We start from the raw sequence: 18302 nt of genomic DNA, 5'->3' as shown, positions 1-18302 counted from the left end.
ATGATTTTGCGCCACCACCCGGGTATTGCCGCAAGCCCCCCGGTGCGCTATAAGTTGAGAGTGGCGAGGAGAGACATCTCCTCGCCTTTGCTTTGCCGCCGGCCGTAGGGACGACGCCTGGCAGCGGCAGGGATTACGCCTGGCAGCCCGAGGGGCTACACCTTGCGGGCGAGGAGCTGGACCTCCTGGAACTGTCGCTTGTCGGTGGGCTTCGGCTCGATCACCGTGCGGGCTGCATCGGTCAGTCCGTGGTCGTTCAGGAGCGCGGCGAAACGGTCGGGGCACCAGCGGTAGGCCGTTGCCACCGCATGGTCGTAGGCCTGCGTCTCGTGATGGGGGCCGTCGGTGGCGGGGTAGCTGATCAACAGGTGCCCGCCGGGAGCCAGGACCCGGGCGATCTCAGCCACGACGGCGGGCATCTCCTGCGGCGGGGTGTGGATGACGGACCACCGCGAGAGGACCCCGCCCAGCGCGCCGTCCTCGATGTCCAGCGCGGCCATCGAGCCCACCTCGAACAGGAACCCGGGGTGTGACTCGCGAGCGAGCTCGATCATCACGGGGGAGGCGTCGACACCGAAGGCGTTCAGGCCCAACCCTTGCAGGTGGGCTGTGACGTACCCGGGCCCACAGCCGAGGTCGGCGACCTCGGCATCGGCTTCGCCGTCCGCCCGTACCAGCTCCGCGAAGGCGCTCAGGAGCGCGCGCTCCAGAGGGCGGTCGCGCAGGGAATCCTGGAACAGCTCGGCGTAGGTGGTGGCGATGGCGTCGTAGGACTCTCGGGTGGCACGCAAGGTCTGGAGTTCGGTCACCCGGAGACCGTAGCCGGTGAAGGATGCGGGCGCTTCAGGAACGCTGGGCGGAAGACCTGTGCGGCCGGTCACACACACCGACCGGGAGGGATGGCGCGAGCCGCGGTTGCCGTCTCGCCCGCGCCGACCCCACTGTTCACCCCGCCGTAAGTCCCTGGGCCCCCGCTGTAAGCCCCTCGACAAGGCCGGTCGTTGGCCTGCCGAGGAGTCGAGAAAGATCGTCACCGACCCGGGCAAATGCCCCGGCAGCGATGGTTTCATCGAGACTTACCAAGAAGCTGGCCAGCCCGCCGTCCATCCCCGTGTTGATGAGCGCTGCCTGCAACTCCTGGGGAGTGACAGGCTGGTAAGTGACCTCTCGCTCCAGCACGACCGACGAAACAATGTCGGAGTGTCCGGCGACCAGTTCTGTGACGCCGACTGAATCCGACAGGTCGACGGCAGCAGTGCTGAATCCGGCGGATGCAAGTTCCCCGAGGCGCGATTGATTCCGACCGGCCGCGGTGATTGTTTCGGGCCTTGTTACCCGGGCGACCAGCGCGTCCAGGACGTGGCGACCGTGTGCCCCTGTAGCCCCGAGAACCAGGGTGCTCGCCTCAGCCACGGTCGTGGAGGGTGATCTGGTAGCCGTCGGGGTCGGCGAAGGTGAAGGTCCGGCCGAAGGGGCCGTCGATCGGCGCGGAGACGATGGTGTGACCGTCGGCGACGAGAGCATCGTGGATGGCCTGGACGTCGGTGGCGTGGAGCCAGATCGCGGCACCGATGCCGGGCTGGGCGACGGATGCGAGATCGGTGCCGGGAACGATGTCGCGGAGCGCGAACGCGATCGGCTTCGTCTCGAAGACGACGGCGTGCGGGGGTCCGGCCTGCGAGCGGACGAGGCCCAGGTACTGCTCGTAGAACGCCTGCGAAGCATCGAGGTCGCGCGCTTGCAGCGAGATGAAGTCGGGGCCGGTGACGGGCATGGTGGCGCTCCCTCTTTTCGTGTCAGCTTTCTGACACGGATCAATGTATGTCAGAATGCTGACATGAATCAAGACGGTGTCGACCTGGAGACGTCACTGGGCTACCTGCTGAAGGAGGCGTCGAGCGTCCTCCGCTCAGCCATGGAGGAGGTGCTGCGGCCGCTCGGGATGAGCGTGACGCACTACTCCTGCCTAGAGCTGCTGGCTCAACGGCCGGGCCTGTCGAACTCCGAGCTCGCGCGAGGCGCGTTCGTGACACGGCAGTCGATGAACGTGCTGCTCCAGACCCTGGAACGAGAGGGCTACGTGACCAGGCCCGCGGCGGCACCCGTCGGAAAAGCGCTTCCCGCGCGGCTCACGCCCAGCGGCCGACGGAGTCTGGAGAAGGCGACCGTAGCGGTCCGGTCCGTCGAGGTCAGGATGCTGGCCGGCATGACCGAGGCCGAGCGGTCAGGCGCGTTCCGGATCCTGCAGAGCATGATCCGTTCCCTGCGCGCCGGCGACGACGGTGCATAGCTCGTGACGTACAGAGACAAACCCGTTGGCATCGTCTCGGTCCCGGGCGCCGTTTCAGTCGCCGCCGTTCAGACCGGCCATTCCCATTCGATGCCGTACACGCCGGGCGTGCATTTCGTGGGCAGCAGGTGCGTCGTGTGGAATTCGTCGAGGGTCACACGGTGACGGCTCTGGGGCTCGTCGCCGAGCTGCTTGCGGTAGAAGTGCCAGCAGTTCGACGGCACCGCCCGAGGGTGGAAACGCGCTTGGAGCAGATAGGACCGCAGCGGCGAGATGACGCGGCGCTCGTGAAAAGTGGAGACCCCCACGGTGGAAGCGGCGCGGAGCGTGTACTCGACGACCGCGGTCTCGTTCGTCGCCAGTCGCCGGGCGAGGGGAAGGTCGGCTGCCACGCAGTCCAGCCCCGGCAGGAACCGGATGGGCGGTGGCGGTCCGAAGGGGACACTGAGCGCGATCGTCTCGGCCTCCGGCGAGTCCAGGGAGTGGATGACCGTCAGGTGTTCGACGCCGCTGCGCACGGCTCGTACCACCATGGTGACCCGCGTCTCGTCCACGAAGCGGTGCTCGTTGACGTTCACCGTCTCGTGGATGACCAGGTGCCGGACACCGGCGTTGAAATGGGGAAAGCTCTCACCGAGGACCTGCTCGACGTCGGAGTTCTCGCCGTAGACGTCCCGGACGGCGGTGGGGTTGTGCGGTGGTGCCCAGCCACGTGGACGGCGAGGACCCAGCAACGAGCGCAGTGTGCCCGCCGGGAAGCCGAGCAGGGGCTCCAAGGCGTCCACCGCGCGCAGGGACTGCGCCTTCTCGGGCTGGCTGCGCCCGCTCTGCCAATAGCTGAGGGTGGCGAGACTGACGTGGATCCCATGGGCCTGAAGGTGGTCTCGTATGCGTTCCAGGGGCAGCCCGCGCCGACGCAGGGCCTGGCGGAAGACGGTCGCGAACGTCGCGTCGGGGCCGTCGTCGAAAGTGTTCGGCATGCGTTCTTCCAGCGGGCGGCTCGATGGCCGTCTTGGTGCGAGGAGCGGCCGGGGGCCGCCCACCCTAACGGGTGAGCGGCCCGTGGTCGGCCGTGCTGCGGACGTGCTCGGTCCGTGCTGCGACGCGCTTTCTCGGTTTGTACTGCGGACGGGCTCAGTTGGTGTTGAGCGTCAGTCCGTAGTAGCGGAGGGTGTCGTCGAGCGGCTGGAAGTAGGAGGAGCCGCGGGAGTTGACGCCGGAGCACTGCTGGCCGATCGGGCCGCCGGAGGTCATGCCCTGGGCCTGGTTCCCGGAGATGTAGGCACCCCCGCTGTCACCCCCTTCGGTGCAGACGCTGGAAGAGGCCAGACCCGTGACGACCGTGTCGGGGCCACCATTGGGGTCCGTGTAGGTGACGGTGATGTTGTACGAGCCGACCGCGCCGCAGGTCCACCCCGTGGTGGCACCGGACTTGCACAGGGCCGCGCCGGACGAGGTGCGGCTGCTGCCCTTGACGGCCACGTTGCCGGCCTGACCCCAGGTGCCCACCGAGGTGGTGATGGAGTGGCCGGAGTTGATGGTGGCGATTCCCATGTCGACGCTGCGGGTGCCGAGCGCGTAGCGGGTCTTGGTGCCCTTGGCGAAGGCGGTGCCGTCGAAGCGCAGGGTGGGCAGGTTGGCGACGCAGTGCCCGGCGGTGACGAGGTACTGCCTGCCGGACTGGTCCCGGGCCCCGTACCCGACGGAGCAGTACCCCGACGAGTTGTTGATCGTCATCTTGCTGCCGGGGTAGATCGCGGCCTGCGGCTCGAGCTTCTCCTGGTTCCGTACGACCTTGACGGCGGAGCCGTGCTTCGCGGCCTCGGCGAGGAAGGCCTTGGCGGCGGCTCCGCGGGTGTTGTTGACCTTGACGACGACCTTGTCGGAGGCCAGGTCCACGGACCAGGCGGTGATGCCCGAGGGGGTGCGTTCGCGGGCTGCGGTGTCCAGCTCGGCCTTGATCTCGTCGAGCTTGTCCTGGCCGCGGGCGGCCGAGCGGGCGTCGAGGCCTGCCTTCTCGATCCGGGCGGCGTCGTCGGCGCCGGTGGCGTTGACGGTCAGGTTGCCGGTGGCGTCGAAGAACGCCCCGTCGTCGGATATGCCTCTCTTCCGCAGACCGTCGAGCTTGTCCTGCTGTGCGTCCTGCCGGTCCAGACGGTCGATCGCGGCCTCTTCGCTGACGCCGAGAGAAGCAGCGAGCGCCCGTACCATCTCGGGCTGGTAGCGCGGAGTGGACACCGAGTCCTGCGCCTGCGCCGCGGTCTGGGTCCCGAGGACCGCGGCGGCCGAGAGGACAACGCCTACCGTGGCGATGCCGAATTTACGGGAATTGCGCACGTTCATTCCTTCCAAATAGCAGACAGGAACCCGCGAAGGAGTCGCTCGAATGCGCAGACTCCGCCTCGCTGAGGGGTGGTCCTTGCTTGACGGGAGTGTGGGGTCTCGCCGTGTCCGGAACTATCACTCGGCGCATCACTGACTCGCAAGACGCGTACCGGGGGCAACATTTCACAGAAGCGTCGGCGGAATTGTTAAGGGGTTACGGCATGTGTACTGGGCTGCCGGGTGATCAGGTGGGTTACCCACGCTGGTGGGTGTCTCGGCGGCCCGTTCCGCTTTGTACCGGTCTGAGCCGTACGTCTTGATGCCCAGGACGCGCTCGGGTCGTCGTCGCGATCGGCGCGCGAGAGTCCGGCCACCGACGGGTGCCGCTGTCGTCGAGGCGGTGGTACCGGCAGCGGCAGCGAGGCCACTCTTCGGTCCTGCTGGGGGGCTGTGTATTCAGGTCAGAATTCATTCGGCGCCGAGTGCAGAGGATGCAACAGTCAAGAGATAGAGGCGCAGTCGAGTGCAGAGGGCGCAATAGCCCGGTATTGGAAAAGCCGTCAAGTGCACAGGATGCAATAGGGTGGCGTTTGGCGGGACTGTCGCTTCCATGGCGCGCAACAGCCAGGCCATGGCGGGGAGTTGAGCGTTCAACGACGGTTAGTCGTCACCGGCGACCGACACCGCCATTCATGCCCGGCACCGTTGGAACCGCAACAGAAACCGGCTGTTGTCCTGCAAGGACTACCCGGTGCGTACCTTCCGTGACCGCCTGGCGTGAAGAGACCACGACCGCCGAACGCAGCCACGTCCGAAGGCACTGCACCCCTGCTTCGGCGCTTCTTCTGTTGTGGCCTGAATCGCGCGGTCTCCGGCCTGACCGCGAACCTAGGTGGCCTCAACACGGATTGACTCGCTCCCCGTTGGACACGTTTGCCTCGACCGCATCGCCGTCATCTGAGATGGGAATCCGCATGCCCACAAGACACCGGCTCAACCGACTCCTTCTGCCCGCAGGGATCGCCCTGGTCCTCGGCGCCACGGTCGGCGCCACTCCCTCCACCGGCGCGTCTTCCGGTACGAAGGCCGGCGCCGCGGAGGCGTACGACCTCGTCATCCGGCGCGGCCACGTCATCGACCCGAAGAACGGCATCGATGACCTGCGTGACGTCGCCGTCAAGGACGGGAAGATCGCCAAGGTCGCGGCGTACATAGACACCGCGGCGACCAAGCAGGTCGTCGACGCGGAGGGCAACTTCGTCACGCCCGGCCTGATCGACCTGCACGCCCACCTCTTCAACGGGCCCGAGGACGCGTACGCGAACGGCAAGAACGGCGTCGCTCCCGACGGGTTCACCTTCCGCTCCGGCGTCACCACCGCGGTGGACGCGGGATCCGCCGGCGCCGCCAACTTCGACCTCTTCAAGAAGAACACCATCGACCGCTCCAAGACCCGCGTTCTGGCCTTCCTCAACATCGTGGGCAAGGGCATGGCGGGCAACCCCGCGGAGCAGGACCTCAGCGACATGAAGCCGGGCCCGGCCGTCGAGAAGGCCCGCCAGCACCCCGGTACGATCGTCGGCATCAAGACTGCGCACTACGAGGGACCGGAGTGGACGCCGGTCGACAACTCCATCCAGGCCGGAAAGGACGCCAACGTCCCGGTGTTGGTGGACTTCGGTGAGCCTCGCCCCGAGCGCCCCCTGAAGACGCTGCTCACCGAGAAGCTGCGCCCCGGTGACATCTACTCGCACGCCTACTCCGGAAACCGCGGTGAGCTGGGCGAGGACGGCAAGCTCAACCCGGCGATGCAGCAGGGACGTGACCGCGGCGTCCTCTACGACGTCGGCCACGGCGGCGGCAGCTTCGGCTGGAGGGTCGCCGTCCCGGCGCTGAAGGCAGGCTTCACCCCCGACGCCATCTCCACCGACCTGCACATCAGCAGCATGAACTCGGGCATGAAGGACCAGACCAATGTCATGTCCAAGTTCCTCGCCCTCAACATGCCGCTGAAGGACGTCATCAACGCGTCGACGTGGAAGCCGGCGAAGGCGATCAAGCGTACCGACCTGGGCAACCTCTCGGTGGGAGCGCCCGCCGACATCGCGGTGCTCGCCCGCCAGCAGGGCACGTTCGGGTACGTGGACAGCTTCGGCTTCCGGGTGGACGGCACGCAGAAGCTGACCGCGGAGCTCACCGTCCGCGCCGGTCAGGTGGTCTGGGACCTCAACGGCAAGACGGCGAAGAAGTGGACGCCGGACGCGAAGCCGCCCACCGGCGGGCACGAGCACTGAGCTGACCCGGTTCGCGCCGGCCGTCGCCGGGCACCGCGTCGACGCGGTGCCCGGCGACGGGCTGGGGGAGGCTCGGCCCGTCGCGGGCCGAGCCTCCCCCAGATGGCGGTCAGCGGCACTTCGTGCGCGCTGCCGTGGACGCGCGGGGTGCACTGACCCCTGGCGGACCCAGCCGAACGGGCCCGGAAGCGCGTCGAGCGCTCCCGGGCCCGTCATGCGGTCTCGCCGTCAGAAGGCGCGCTCGGCGACCAGGACGTTGCCGTTGACGTCATACACCGAGACGACCAGTGCATGTTGTCAGCGTCAGTTGGCAAGCCCGCCGAGGCTGGCGCATGGCTCCTGGTCAGCCCGTCGCCGAGACCGGAAGCGGGGCCCGAAGCGGGGTCGGCGGGCTCAACCGGTCGGCGCCCGGCGGCAGGGGAACGGCGGCGAATACCGCGTCCTGCTGGGCCTGGAGCTCCTTCTTCCGGGCCGGGCTTGTGGAGGGCAGGCGCTGCTCCTCGTACAGGGCGTGGGTCACTTCCTGGGCGTGCTTGCTGGCGGGGGTGTGGAACTGGACCTCGAAGAGCTGCCCGGAGCGTGCTGCGCGCCAGCCGGTGTTGAGGCCTTTGTAGCCGCTGACCCGGCCCCAGGTGTTGGTCCACTTGGTGGTGTCGTTGCCCCAGGCGGACAGCAGGGAGGACGCCGTGGCCACGCCGTCGGTGTAGGCGCCGTCCGGCCACTGGAGGGTGTAGCGGACGGCGTCGGTCAGGCCCGCGAGGACCGTGTCCAGGTTCTTCTCGGGGCGTTCCTTGAGGGAGGTGGCGACTTTCCTCTTGAGGGAGTCGGGCGACTTGAGGCGGTTGTCGAAGCCCACAAGCTCCGCGTCGGACGCGAGCGCGGCGGTGCGCACGTCCACGCTGATCGACCGCTCCGCCTGCTTCGCCCGGTCGATGTAGGTGTTGACCTCGGCGTTGTCAGCGGGGCTCAGCGTGAGCCCGCCCTCTCCCCTCCAGCCGTCGTCGCCGGGCGCGGCGGTTGCCGCCGGTCCGGCACCGAGGGCGAGCGCGGTGGCGAGCGCCGCCGTGAGGAGGCTTCGGCCGATGGGGGGAGTGGTGGTCGTACCGGTCGTCATGGCTCCGCCTTCACGCTGGTGGATGATCTTGCGGAAGGCACAACGGTCCCGGCGCGCGCCCGGTTACGGCCGACCCCGCTTCCCGGATGCCGGGGAACGGGGTCGCCCTTCGCTGTCGTTACAGCCCCTGCCTGGTCCCCGGAACACCGGGGGCGGCCTGCGCGGCGCCGCCATGGATCACGAACTGTGAGCCGGGCTCGACCAGGATGTCACCGTCCCGCGAGTCACTGATCTTCACATGGGTGAGTGTCGCACTGCCGCGCGCGCCGCCCATGGCGAGGATGCCGCTGCCGTTGTTGGACTTGGAGATCGTCACGTTGCTGATCTTCGCGTCGGGTATGGCGCCGCCACCCGTCTTGAACTGGATGCCGTCGTACGTCGAGTCGTGGATGTCGGTGTCGCGGATCGTGACACCGGGGATGTCGGGTCCCTGGGCGAAGAGTGTGATCGCGCCGAACTCCTGGTCCTCGTTCCAGAACGCCCCGCCGGTGCGGTAGAGCCCGTTGTTGGCGATCAGGGTCTGCCCGGAGAAGGGGAGCGGATCGTGGTCGGTGGCGAGCATGATGCCGGGGTAGTTCATGGTGTCGTGGATGAGGTTGTTCTCTATCTTGTTGCCGTAACCGCCGTACACCGCGATGCCGTTGGCCCGCCACGGCAGTTGCACCGTGTTGTTGCGGAACGCGTTGTCGTGGCCGATGTCGACCGACGGGTCCTTGACGTACTTGTTGGCCCATACGGCGAGCGCGTCGTCACCGGTGTTGCGGAACGAGGAGTTGAAGACGGTCGAGTTGCGGGTGCCGTTGGTGAAGTTGATGCCGTCCGCGTAGGTGTTGCGGATACGCATCCCGCTGAACTCCAGGCCGTCTCCGGGCCCCCACAGCTCGGGGATGTTGCTGTAGTCGCGCCCGACCCAGGCGCCGACGTTGGCGTGCTCGATCCACACATTGGCGATCTTGGTGTTGTTGCCGAAGCGGCCGTTGAGGCCGACGCCGCCTTCCGCGTTGCCGTCGCCGCCCCGGATGGTGCCCGAGCCGAAGACGGCGATGTCGGAGATCTTGGTGTTGTCGTCGATGTCGAAGCCGAAGTTGCCCTCGTGCGGATGGTTGATGCCGCCCGCGTCCTGTGGCGGAATGAGCGAATAGAGCTGTGCGTGCCACATACCGGCGCCGCGGATCGTCACATCCCGGATGCCCACCTGGTTGTACTGGCCCCGGTTCTGCGGGTCATCGGTGAGGATCTTCTTCTCCTGACGCCACTGCCCGGCCGGGATCCACACGCAGTCGATGTCGCCGTTCTGGTCGGCGGTCACGGCCTTCTGGATCGCGTTCGCGTCGTCGATACCGTCGTTGGGGATCGCCCCGTACTCGGTGATAGAGGTGCACGCGGCGGGCTTGCTCGCCGCCGGTGCGACCTGCTCCAGGTCGACCAGGTCGAGTACGTAGTACGCGGCGTCGTCACCGGCGTCGCGCTGCAGACGGAAGGTGGTGCCCTTGGGGTAGGTCTGGGTGAGCAGCGCATGTGACTCGTCGAAGAGCCGGCGCGCGTCGCCGCCCGGGGTGTTCGTCAGACCTTCGGGCTGGTCCGTGTTGCCGTACAGCCAACTGTGCTTGGACGACAGAGTCAGCTTCTGCACGAACTTGCCGTCGGCGTAGAGGCTCAGTGTCTTCTGCTGGCCGCCGCCGCCCGGCGCGTCGGGGATGGAGTTGCGTACGACGATGGAGTTGGCGGCGCCGGCCGAGGTGAACTCCGCGTACTGACCCGTCGAGGTGAGCCGTACGGACTTGCGCCCCGAGGACTCGGTGGCGAAGTTGGTGTGTCCGAAGGTGCGCTCGGCGTCCGCCTCAAGGAGCGTGCCGTCGTACTTGCCGTCCTCCACCTCGTACTCGACGTATGGCGCGGCGGCGCCACGCCCGACCACGATGGAGCGCGCGAAGACGTTGTTGTCCTCGTTCGTCTCGTCCACGACGTCGGTGGCGTCGGCGGTCGCGGTCAGCGTGGCGCCGCCGCTGGTGGCGGTCCACCTGCCCGCGAGGTCGACGCCCGCGCTCGCGCCCGCGGCGATGGCGGGTGCCGTGCCGCTCAGCGTCTTGTCGCCCACGGTCAGGCGGGTCACTGACCCGGCGTTCACGGCGCTGGTTCCGCGGTTGTGCAGCTTCACCGAGAAGGTGACGTCGGTGCCGACTGCCGGGTTGGCCGGGTTGGACGTGATGCCGGTGACCTGGAGGTCGGGTCCCGGGCTCTGCCGACAGTCAGCTTCGTGCCGGCGGTCCGGCTGTTGTTGTCGTTGTTCTGCTCGGCGACGGTGTCGTCGGGATCCACCACCGCGGACACGGTGTAACTTCCCTGCGCGCGCTTGCCGATGTCGACCGAGGCCGTGGCTGACTCATCGGCTCCGAGCGCGCCCACCTTGGCGCTGCCCGCGACCGTGCCGCCCAGACTCACGTCCACTGTCGTGGCGGCCGAGGCGGCCGAACCCGTGTTGCGCACCGTGGCGGCGACCTTGATGGCATCGCTCTCGCTGGGCTGTGCGGGCTGCCAGCTCAAGTCGGTGACGGTCAGGTCGGGATTGGGGGCCGGTTCACCGTTGACCTCGAACTCGGCGACCTGCCCCGCATATCCGGAGCTGTTCGCTGAGATCTTGAGCCGGACGTCGGCGTAGCGTCCGGACACCGGGATCGTCACGGTGTTGTGGTTGGAGGCGGGGGAGAAGGTGTAGTCGGCGCTCGCCTCGACCGTACTGAAGCCGTCGGCGGACTGAGCGCGCCCGAGCACCTCGATGGTTTGGGTACGGGTCGACCAAGCCGGGTCCGGGTTGAGCTTGAGCACGACGGAAGTGAGGTTCGCGTCGGCGCCGAGCTTCACGGTCAGCGTCGAGGGGTGCGCGCTCGCCTCCCAATAGGTGTTCACGCTGCCGTCGTTGGCGTTGGGCGCGAAGTAGTGCTGGGTGGAGGAGGACGCCTCGATCGGCTTCTTCAGCGCCAGATTGACGGTCGTCCTGGTCTCGGTGGTGGTTTCGGTTTGGGTTGCAGCTTTCTCTTCCGTCGGCGCCGCGTGGGCGGCGGCGACGGGCAGGAGCCCGACGGCTGTCAAAGCGGCGACGAGCCAGAGGATCATGTTCCGTCGGCTCCGTTGTTTCCATCTCACGGTGTGCCTCTCGGTGTTCGGGGATGGCGTGAACATGACATATCGAAGGTGCATATTCGGCAATGCATGGGCGGCGGGGACATCTTCCTGCCGGTGCGCGGGGCTGGGCTTGGCCTGTACTCAAGCGCCATCAACACTGGAGTGCAAGATATTGAGCAGATACTGCAATTAATCGACAGTTCATCGGGTGCATGGTTGCCCCGGTCACAAGGTCGCAAGGTCGCAGCTTCGCGAATTCGTTCGCGCCTGCATATGGCTGCTAAGCCGCATATGTCAGTGCATGGCCATGCCCTGGCGGCAGTCACAAGTACGTCGACTGGCTCTACGTCGATCCGACACCCTCAACCTCATCGACGACGAGGCTCGCGCCCGGGCTGCCGACCACCGGCGAACTCGACGCGGCCTGCGCCGAGTTGCTGCGCTACTCATTTATGCTCACCGTCGCGCCGCCGCGCATCCACGGCTTGACCGGCATGCTCGTCAACCCGTTGGCCCTCTTCTAAGGCTGCCCCGTCTTGCGCTGATTGGCGTTGAAGCGCGCCTTCTTCTGGCGATTCCCACACGTGTTCATGTCACACCATTTGCGGGTACGGCTTTGGCTGGTGTCGAAGAAGGCGGCTTGGCAGCTCGGTGATGCGCACAAGGCCAATTTTCCGTCTCGTTCGCCCGCGATGATGCTGATCGCGTCGGCGGCGATCACGCCGAGGGCATCTTCCACACGGGAAGCCGAGCTGAGCCGCCACCGCCGCTTGCCCTCTGGCGTCAGGATCGCCGCGGCCCGGCCCTGAGCGCTGCAGTCATTGATGACGTGGACGGCACGCGCGGGGAGAGCTTCCTGGAGCGCGGCCGCTGTCGCGGCGGCGTGAATCGACTCCCTAAGTTCCCGAGCGAGGTCGAGCTGGGCAATGGTGCAGGAGTCCACGGCGAGGCCGCTCACCACCAGCCAGTCGACGAGCCGGTGCGGCGTGGGAATGCGCTCCACAGCCGTGCCGTGACGCTCCGACAGAGTCCCCGTGAAGCTGGTCGCCAGCACGCTACCGAGGCGGAAGTCAGGGAACGCGGCACACATGGAACCACCTTAGCTGGTTGCCGCGCGCCTCGGGAAGCTGCTAGAACCGTCTTAGCCGGTTCTCGATAGATCGTAGCCGGTTCCGCGACGGCCAGGAGGTCTCATGCCCCGTCCGACAAACGACGACGTGCAAGCATTTGAAGCCCACGCAACTGACGCCGACCTGGACGATCTGCGCGCGCGACTAGCCGCGGCGCGACTGCCCGAGGCTGAGACGGTCTTTCGCCCCGCGCCCGACCCTCGCCGTTGGGAGCAGGGCGTGCCTCTCGCCGACCTCGTCGATGTCGTGCACTACTGGCGCACCGGGTACAACTGGCGGTCGTTCGAAGAGCGGCTCAACCAGATCGGTCAGTTCCGTACGACCATTGATGATCTGGGAATCCACTTCCTGCACCGCCGGTCCGCGCGTGCCGATGCCACTCCTCTGATCTTGACGCACGGCTGGCCGGACAGCATCGTTCGGTTCATCGATGTTGTGGAGGAGCTGGCAGATCCGAAAGACGCGGACGCGCCGGCGTTCCACGTCGTGGTGCCGTCACTACCGGGCTTTGGTTACAGCGACAAGCCGGCCACCACCGGGTGGGGAACCGAAAAGATCGCGGCCGCGTGGGTGGAACTGATGGGAAGGCTCGGCTACAGCGAGTTCGCAGCCCACGGCGGCGACTGGGGAGGGAATATCACCACGGTTCTCGGCGGCAGGTTCCCGGCGCACGTCCTCGGCATCCACACGACGTTCGCGGAGGCGCCGCCCGGGTTGCCGACGGACGGGCTGACCGCGGTCGAGCGTAGGTGGACCGAGGAAACCCGCGATTTCTGGCGCCACCGCGCGGCGTACGCGAAGCAGCAGGCGACCCGACCGCAGACCATCGGCTACTCGCTCGTCGATTCACCGGTCGGGCTCCTTGCCTGGATCCTCGACAAGTTCGCCGAGTGGTCAGACACCGAGGACAGCCCGTTCGAGACGATTTCCATGGACAGCGTTCTTGACGACGTCACCCTGTACTGGCTGACGCGGACCGGTGCGTCGGCGGCCCGCATCTACTACGAAAGCCACAACTCGCTGGACCCCGAACTCCGGGTCGACGTCCCGTCGGCACTCAGTATGTATCCCCGCGACGTCGAGAAGTGCCCGCGCCCCTGGGCACAGGAGCGGTACCGACAGATCGTCCGATGGAGGTCGCCCGAAATCGGGGGCCATTTCCCGTCCCTTGAGGTTCCCGAGTATTTCGTCAAGGATCTGCAAGAGGGCCTCGCGGCAGTGTTGGCCGCCCGTCGGTGAACGCGGCCGGATCATCGGCGGTGAACGTGGCCGGATCATCGGCGGTGAACGTGGCCGGGCCATCGGCGGGTGTCGCTCCGGCACGTCGGGTGAGGCACCCATAGGGTCGGCACCGTTCCCAGGCGACCCTGGCCGAGAGACCGGCTCCGCGAACTGCGATGAGTCCTGCGGCGTCCGGCGGTCGTACTGTCGAACCCGTCACCGAGGAGGACGACTGATGCGCAGCGTGACCTATTCGATGGGCGTCTCACTCGACGGCTACATCGTCGGGCCGGACGGCACCTTCGACTGGACGGATCCCGACGAGGAGGTCTTTCGCTTCTGGATCGACGACATCCGTCAGGTCGGTGTCCATCTATTGGGACGACGGCTGTACGAGACGATGCTGTACTGGGAGACCGCCGACCAGGACCCCTCGCTCGACGACGCCACGCTCGAATGGACCGCGCTCTGGAAGCCGCTCCCCAAGGTGGTGTTCTCCACCACGCTGTCGGAGGTGCGGGGCAATGCCCGCCTGGCCTCCGGCGGCCTGGCGGAGGAGATCGAGCGGTTGCGGGCCGAGCCGGGGGAGGGCGAGATCGCGATCGGCGGCGCGACGCTCGCCGCCGAGGCGGCCGCATCGGGTCTCATCGACGAGTACCGGGCCGTGGTCCACCCAGTCCTTGTCGGCGGCGGCACCCCGTTCTTTCCCCGGTGCGAGCGCCGGGTGGACCTCGAACTCGCCGAGACGCGCACCTTCGGCTCGAAGGTCGTCTACCTCCGCTACCGGGTGGCGCGTTAGCGGCCTGGTACCCCGCAGCAGCGCCGCCCGGGAGGGCTCCTCGGCACCGGCCAGGCACGCGCAGGGCAGCCGCGATAAATCCGGTGACGCCGACGGTCGGCCCCGGGATACTGATCGCCCATGGATGAGGTCAAAGTCGTCGTCGCCCATTCCGAACGCGCGACTCTGCGCGTCGGCGACGTGTTCCTGAAGGTGGACGCCGATCAGGCGCGCATCGACGTCGAGGTCGAGGCGATGGCCCTGGCACCGGTCCCGACCCCGAAGGTCCTGTGGCGCGAGCCGCCCGTGCTCACGATCGCCGCGGTCCCGGGGACGGTGCTCGGCCGCCTCGGCGAGCCGTCGACCGCGTCGCCGGCGGCGTGGGCCGCGGCGGGCGCCGCCATCCGGAAGTTGCACGACGCTCCGTTGCCGCCCTGGCCCGGCCGGGGCCTCGACGAGTTGGCGGCGGAACTCGAGAGCGAGTGCGAGTGGCTCGTGACGAACGGTGTCCTGCCCGCCGACCTGGTCACCCGCAACCGCCAGGTCGCCGAGGCCGCGCTCCGGCCGTGGACTCCGGTGTTCACGCACGGCGACCTACAGATCGCTCACGTGTTCGTCGAAGGCGACGAGGTCACTGGCATCATCGACTGGTCCGAGGCGGGGCAGGGTGATGCCCTGTTCGACCTCGCCACCTTGACGCTCGGACACGAGGAGCACCTCGGTGACGTCGTCGCCGGCTACGGCACCGACGTCGACCTCGACGTGATCCGCGCGTGGTGGTCGTTGCGAAGCCTGCTGGGGGTTCGCTGGCTGGTCGAGCACGGCTTCGACCCGTCCGCGCCGGGCTGTGAGGTCGACGTGCTGAGATCCCGGATGTGAGGAGCGCGGGCTCGTCGTCGCCGTTGGAGGACGGCGCAGCCGAGGGTGACGAACGCGCGGTGGATGCCGTCGCGGATCTCCCAGCGGATGCGCAGGCGGCACGGCCCGTGCAGCCGGATCCCGGTGTACAACTGCCCGGACTACCTCAGATCGGCGAGCAGGCCGTCGAGGGCCTTGCGGAGGGCTTCGGAGTTGGCCGGGCCGAACCACGTGGTGCGGATGCGTTCGTTGTTTCCCTTCGGGGTCTCGTGGTCGGCGGCGAGCTGTTGCAGGGAGCGCGTCCCGTCGCTCAGGGAGCGGCCGACTCCCTGGAAGAGGCTGCGTACGTAGCTGTCCGCGTCGTCGGCGGCGATGCCGTGCTCTGCGGCCCATGAGGCGAGCGTGACGAGGTAGGAGTAGTGCGTGGTCAGCGTCCCCGTCAGGGCGGAGAAGACGTCGAAGGCCGCCTCGTCCTCGACCGGGAGCGCCCCGCCCAGGTGCTCGAAGAAGGCGTTCACCGCCGGATGCGAGGGGCACGTCACGGTGACGGAGCGGCGCTCTCGTACAGTGGGCAGGGGGATGGCTCGTACCACCTGGGCGTTGGTGGCGAGTGTCCGGCGCAGCTCGTCGATGCGGACTCCGGCCATGACGTTGACCACCAGTTTGCCGTGGAGTCGGGTGAAGATGTCGGCACCGACAGCGCCGGCATGATCGGCACCTGGGTCTTCACCCACTTGCTGACCACCTTCGACTACGCGGGCCGGCATCTGATCCTGCGCCGCCGCACACCCGAAACGGCCAGGAAGGTACGCGCCGCCGCCGCACGGGCGGGCGCCGAGGCCCTGCCGCTGTGGCTGGCTGAGCAGTATCTGCACACCAGGGGCAGCATCACCGGCGTCGCAGGCTCCCGCTCAGGGGTGGTGGGCGTGAACTTCGGCGGAAGCGGCGGTGAGAGCGCCGCGGTCGTCTTCGGGGAGACGGCCGAGCAGTTGGGGATCCGCAGCGACTACGACCGCCCGATCGGGACCTTTGCCCACAGCCACCCAGCCGTCACCTACCCCTGCTACCCGAAGGAGATCCGCCTCGGCGACGCCGCCGCAAAGGACATCTACTGCGAGACGCACCCACAGGCCACGCTCGCCCCCTACGGGTTCGACATTCGAGCCGCCTTCTTCCACAGCTTCCACAAGCCCTACAACATCACCGTCGACTTCACCGACATGAACCTCTACATCGCCCGCGGCAAGGCCACCTGAGTACCGCGACCGCACACAGGGAGCGGATCGGCCGCCACCAGCGGCGGCCGACCCCATCCCGCCGGGACAGACCCTCGCGCTCGGAGCAGCGGCCTGAGCACCATGGAGCACGCGGGCGTCAGGCCGGGAACATCGGCAGGACCCGGACTCGGAAAGGTCCACGGACACGCCGGTCACGCCGGTGACTTTGAGCTCCGGTGTGATCGTCCGTGCTGCAGCAGTCGTCCGACACGTTCGACCTGAATTCCCTCGTCTCGGTCCGCACTGCCCGGGCCGCGTTGCCGCCCCTCCCCGCGAACCTCGAACCGGGCACGGCCTGCCACGACGCGGACGCCCTGCCCGCGTTCCACGATGTCGAACTCGGTGTCGCACGGCATCCACGGACCGAGGGCGATCCGCTGATCGACGCCGCGGAGACCGCTCTGCGCCGCACCATGAGAGCCGCCCGAACGCCGCAACGGCCCGGCCACGCCGACCGCTGTGTGAGGACTCGGCCCGGCAGTACGGGCTCCGCGTCGGCCTGCTGTGCAGCGACGGCCGCCGAGCGGCCTCGCCGCCGGGGTTTCCCGTTCTCGGCGTGCAGCGTCCCAGGCCTGGCGGAGCCTGACCGGCGGAGCGCAGTGTGACGGTTCTGCGGAGGCGGTGCTGGGCGCGTGCCCGCGAACTGAACGGGACTGGTCGTTGTCGCCATCGCTGTCACAGAGCTGCGCGTGTTTCGTCTCTTGTGGGCCGGGTTACCCGAGTGATCGGCAAGCGCGCCACGGCGGACGCGCGCAGGCAAGGTCCGCAGGAAAGGAGCAGTACTCATGTCGAATCCTCAGCAGCCTGAGCTGCGGCGCAGCGACAAGGGGGCGGGTACCCCGCAGGACAGCCAGGCCCGCAAGGCCGCACAGCCCGCCAAGGGCAGCGGGCACGCCCACGGTACGGACCGGGGGAACAAGGGCGGCGGCGAGGGCGGCGGCACTCCTCCCGAACAGCAGCCCGACCACCCGGCCTGACCAGGTCCCCTTCCTACGCGAGGAGAGAGCATGACCGTCCCTGAGGAAAACCGCCCCAAGACGACCTCCACCGACGAGGTCATCGCGACGGGCGCCGACCGGGAGGACGCCGGTAAGGACAACGGCGCCACCAGTCGCACGCTGCGCGAGGCGATGGAGGAAGCCGGCATCGAACCGGAGGACGTGCGGGACGACACGTGACGACCACGCCTGTGCCCGCCGCCCTCCGGGTCGAGGGCGGCCGTACGGTCAGGTCCGCGCCGTCCTTCGGCAGGCAGGAATCGCCGAAACCGAGCCCGGGCAGGAAGGCGTGTCCGATCCGGGGGTCGCAGCCCGCGGTGCGCAGCGCGTCGTCGATGTTCGTCTCCGGCGCCGCGCAAAGCCTGGCCACCTCGTTGGAGAAGCTGATCTTCATGGCCAGGAACGTGTTGCTGATGTACTTGGCCATCTCCGCGGTGGTGGGCGTGGTGGTCACCCACGGGCAGGTCAGCGCTCCGTACAGCTCACGCAGGACGTCTGTCATCGCCTCGCACCACGCTCCGGACACCACCCGGGAGTGACTGGTCCAGTCGTCGAGTGCGCTGCCCTGATTGAGGAACTCCGGGTTGTACGCGTAGCGCCGGCGCAGCCGCGGATACGCGGCCGGCAGGGCCTCGCTGGTTCCTGGCGGCACGGTCGACTTGAGCACCACATACGGTGCGGGCAGCAAGACCGCGGTTTCCCTCACGGGTCCTGCTCGATCCCGCTCACCCGGTGCCCCTGCCGGGCGAGGGCGATGGCACCGGTCACCCCCACGTAGCCCTGTCCGACGACTGCGACACGCATGAGGTCCTCCCGCTTCGCCGCGCACGGTCACCGCGCGCCAGCAGGCCTGCCCGGGAGCCGACAGGGCTGCGGTGGGCAGACGGGTGACTC

General features: G+C 68.1%; 17 protein-coding genes and 2 pseudogenes. 8 read left to right on the top strand and 11 right to left on the bottom strand.

The window, feature by feature from the left end; all coding sequences use genetic code 11:
- Nucleotides 1-155: 155 nt before the first annotated feature.
- The 3 genes from IG78_RS0133420 to IG78_RS0133410 form a co-directional block, all read right to left on the bottom strand.
- The gene (locus IG78_RS0133420; protein WP_030570666.1) at nucleotides 156-809 is read right to left on the bottom strand and encodes a class I SAM-dependent DNA methyltransferase; all 654 of its coding nucleotides are present in this window, start codon (nucleotides 807-809) and stop codon (nucleotides 156-158) included.
- Nucleotides 810-945: 136 nt separating this feature from the next.
- The gene (locus IG78_RS49670; RefSeq protein WP_157855964.1) at nucleotides 946-1413 is read right to left on the bottom strand and encodes an SDR family oxidoreductase; all 468 of its coding nucleotides are present in this window, start codon (nucleotides 1411-1413) and stop codon (nucleotides 946-948) included.
- A complete protein-coding gene (locus tag IG78_RS0133410) occupies nucleotides 1406-1774 on the bottom strand; it encodes a VOC family protein (protein ID WP_030570661.1) in 369 nt (122 codons plus the stop codon). Before IG78_RS0133410 ends, IG78_RS49670 begins: the two co-directional genes overlap by 8 nt.
- Nucleotides 1775-1837: 63 nt before the next feature.
- On the opposite strand from IG78_RS0133410, the gene IG78_RS0133405 reads away from it, so the two are divergent.
- Nucleotides 1838-2290 carry a MarR family winged helix-turn-helix transcriptional regulator gene (locus tag IG78_RS0133405; protein WP_030570658.1) on the top strand — a complete coding sequence of 151 codons (453 nt, stop codon included), beginning with the start codon at nucleotides 1838-1840 and terminating at the stop codon, nucleotides 2288-2290.
- Between the two features lie 68 nt (nucleotides 2291-2358).
- Here the strand turns inward: IG78_RS0133405 and IG78_RS0133400 are convergent, their stop codons facing one another.
- Together IG78_RS0133400 and IG78_RS0133395 are read right to left on the bottom strand one after the other, a co-directional pair.
- A complete protein-coding gene (locus IG78_RS0133400; RefSeq protein ID WP_030570655.1) occupies nucleotides 2359-3270 on the bottom strand; it encodes a polysaccharide deacetylase family protein in 912 nt (303 codons plus the stop codon).
- Nucleotides 3271-3424: 154 nt separating this feature from the next.
- On the bottom strand, nucleotides 3425-4633 hold the full coding sequence (locus tag IG78_RS0133395) for an alpha-lytic protease prodomain-containing protein (RefSeq protein WP_030570652.1): 1209 nt from the start codon (nucleotides 4631-4633) through the stop codon (nucleotides 3425-3427).
- A gap of 956 nt (nucleotides 4634-5589) precedes the next feature.
- Here IG78_RS0133395 and IG78_RS0133390 point away from each other — a divergent pair.
- Nucleotides 5590-6909, top strand: a complete 1320-nt coding sequence (locus IG78_RS0133390; protein WP_030570649.1) for an amidohydrolase/deacetylase family metallohydrolase — start codon at nucleotides 5590-5592, stop codon at nucleotides 6907-6909.
- Nucleotides 6910-7252: 343 nt separating this feature from the next.
- Here IG78_RS0133390 and IG78_RS0133385 read toward each other — a convergent pair whose 3' ends face one another.
- From IG78_RS0133385 to IG78_RS0133375, 3 genes and pseudogenes are all read right to left on the bottom strand, one after another.
- Complete coding sequence (locus IG78_RS0133385) at nucleotides 7253-8023, bottom strand: ATP nucleotide 3'-pyrophosphokinase (RefSeq protein WP_030570646.1); 771 nt, start codon at nucleotides 8021-8023, stop codon at nucleotides 7253-7255.
- A 118-nt stretch (nucleotides 8024-8141) separates the two neighbouring features.
- Nucleotides 8142-11167, bottom strand: a pseudogene (locus IG78_RS43055) (CARDB domain-containing protein).
- A 499-nt stretch (nucleotides 11168-11666) separates the two neighbouring features.
- Nucleotides 11667-12236, bottom strand: a complete 570-nt coding sequence (locus IG78_RS0133375; RefSeq protein WP_030570643.1) for a CGNR zinc finger domain-containing protein — start codon at nucleotides 12234-12236, stop codon at nucleotides 11667-11669.
- Nucleotides 12237-12339: 103 nt separating this feature from the next.
- On the opposite strand from IG78_RS0133375, the gene IG78_RS0133370 reads away from it, so the two are divergent.
- The 3 genes from IG78_RS0133370 to IG78_RS0133360 all read left to right on the top strand — a co-directional run bounded on the left by IG78_RS0133370 (nucleotide 12340) and on the right by IG78_RS0133360 (nucleotide 15154).
- Entirely contained in the window at nucleotides 12340-13515 is a 1176-nt protein-coding gene (locus IG78_RS0133370) for an epoxide hydrolase family protein (protein ID WP_030570640.1), read from the top strand.
- A gap of 217 nt (nucleotides 13516-13732) precedes the next feature.
- Nucleotides 13733-14296, top strand: a complete 564-nt coding sequence (locus IG78_RS0133365; protein WP_030570639.1) for a dihydrofolate reductase family protein — start codon at nucleotides 13733-13735, stop codon at nucleotides 14294-14296.
- Between the two features lie 120 nt (nucleotides 14297-14416).
- Nucleotides 14417-15154, top strand: a complete 738-nt coding sequence (locus tag IG78_RS0133360; protein ID WP_030570636.1) for a phosphotransferase family protein — start codon at nucleotides 14417-14419, stop codon at nucleotides 15152-15154.
- Between the two features lie 140 nt (nucleotides 15155-15294).
- Here IG78_RS0133360 and IG78_RS0133355 read toward each other — a convergent pair whose 3' ends face one another.
- A complete protein-coding gene (locus IG78_RS0133355; protein ID WP_225882315.1) occupies nucleotides 15295-15867 on the bottom strand; it encodes a hypothetical protein in 573 nt (190 codons plus the stop codon).
- Here IG78_RS0133355 and IG78_RS0133350 point away from each other — a divergent pair.
- The 3 genes from IG78_RS0133350 (at nucleotide 15841) to IG78_RS50340 (ending at nucleotide 17588) form a co-directional block, all read left to right on the top strand.
- A complete protein-coding gene (locus tag IG78_RS0133350; RefSeq protein WP_157855963.1) occupies nucleotides 15841-16389 on the top strand; it encodes a hypothetical protein in 549 nt (182 codons plus the stop codon). The two genes, IG78_RS0133355 and IG78_RS0133350, sit on opposite strands and share 27 nt — an antisense overlap.
- 806 nt (nucleotides 16390-17195) lie before the next feature.
- A complete protein-coding gene (locus tag IG78_RS0133340; protein ID WP_030570624.1) occupies nucleotides 17196-17387 on the top strand; it encodes a hypothetical protein in 192 nt (63 codons plus the stop codon).
- Nucleotides 17388-17417: 30 nt separating this feature from the next.
- Nucleotides 17418-17588: a hypothetical protein gene (locus IG78_RS50340; protein WP_169749737.1), complete on the top strand. Its 171-nt coding sequence runs from the start codon at nucleotides 17418-17420 to the stop codon at nucleotides 17586-17588.
- A gap of 106 nt (nucleotides 17589-17694) precedes the next feature.
- Here the strand turns inward: IG78_RS50340 and IG78_RS51810 are convergent.
- Together IG78_RS51810 and IG78_RS50330 are read right to left on the bottom strand one after the other, a co-directional pair.
- A pseudogene (locus tag IG78_RS51810) lies at nucleotides 17695-18060 on the bottom strand (UDP-glucose/GDP-mannose dehydrogenase family protein); the annotation flags it as partial.
- Nucleotides 18061-18110: 50 nt separating this feature from the next.
- Nucleotides 18111-18212, bottom strand: a complete 102-nt coding sequence (locus IG78_RS50330) for an NAD-binding protein (protein ID WP_169749736.1) — start codon at nucleotides 18210-18212, stop codon at nucleotides 18111-18113.
- Nucleotides 18213-18302: the final 90 nt, after the last annotated feature.

This window comes from Streptomyces aureocirculatus, assembly GCF_000720475.1.
Classification (GTDB): Bacteria; Actinomycetota; Actinomycetes; order Streptomycetales; family Streptomycetaceae; genus Streptomyces; species Streptomyces aureocirculatus.
This window is presented reverse-complemented; position numbering and strand designations above follow the sequence as displayed.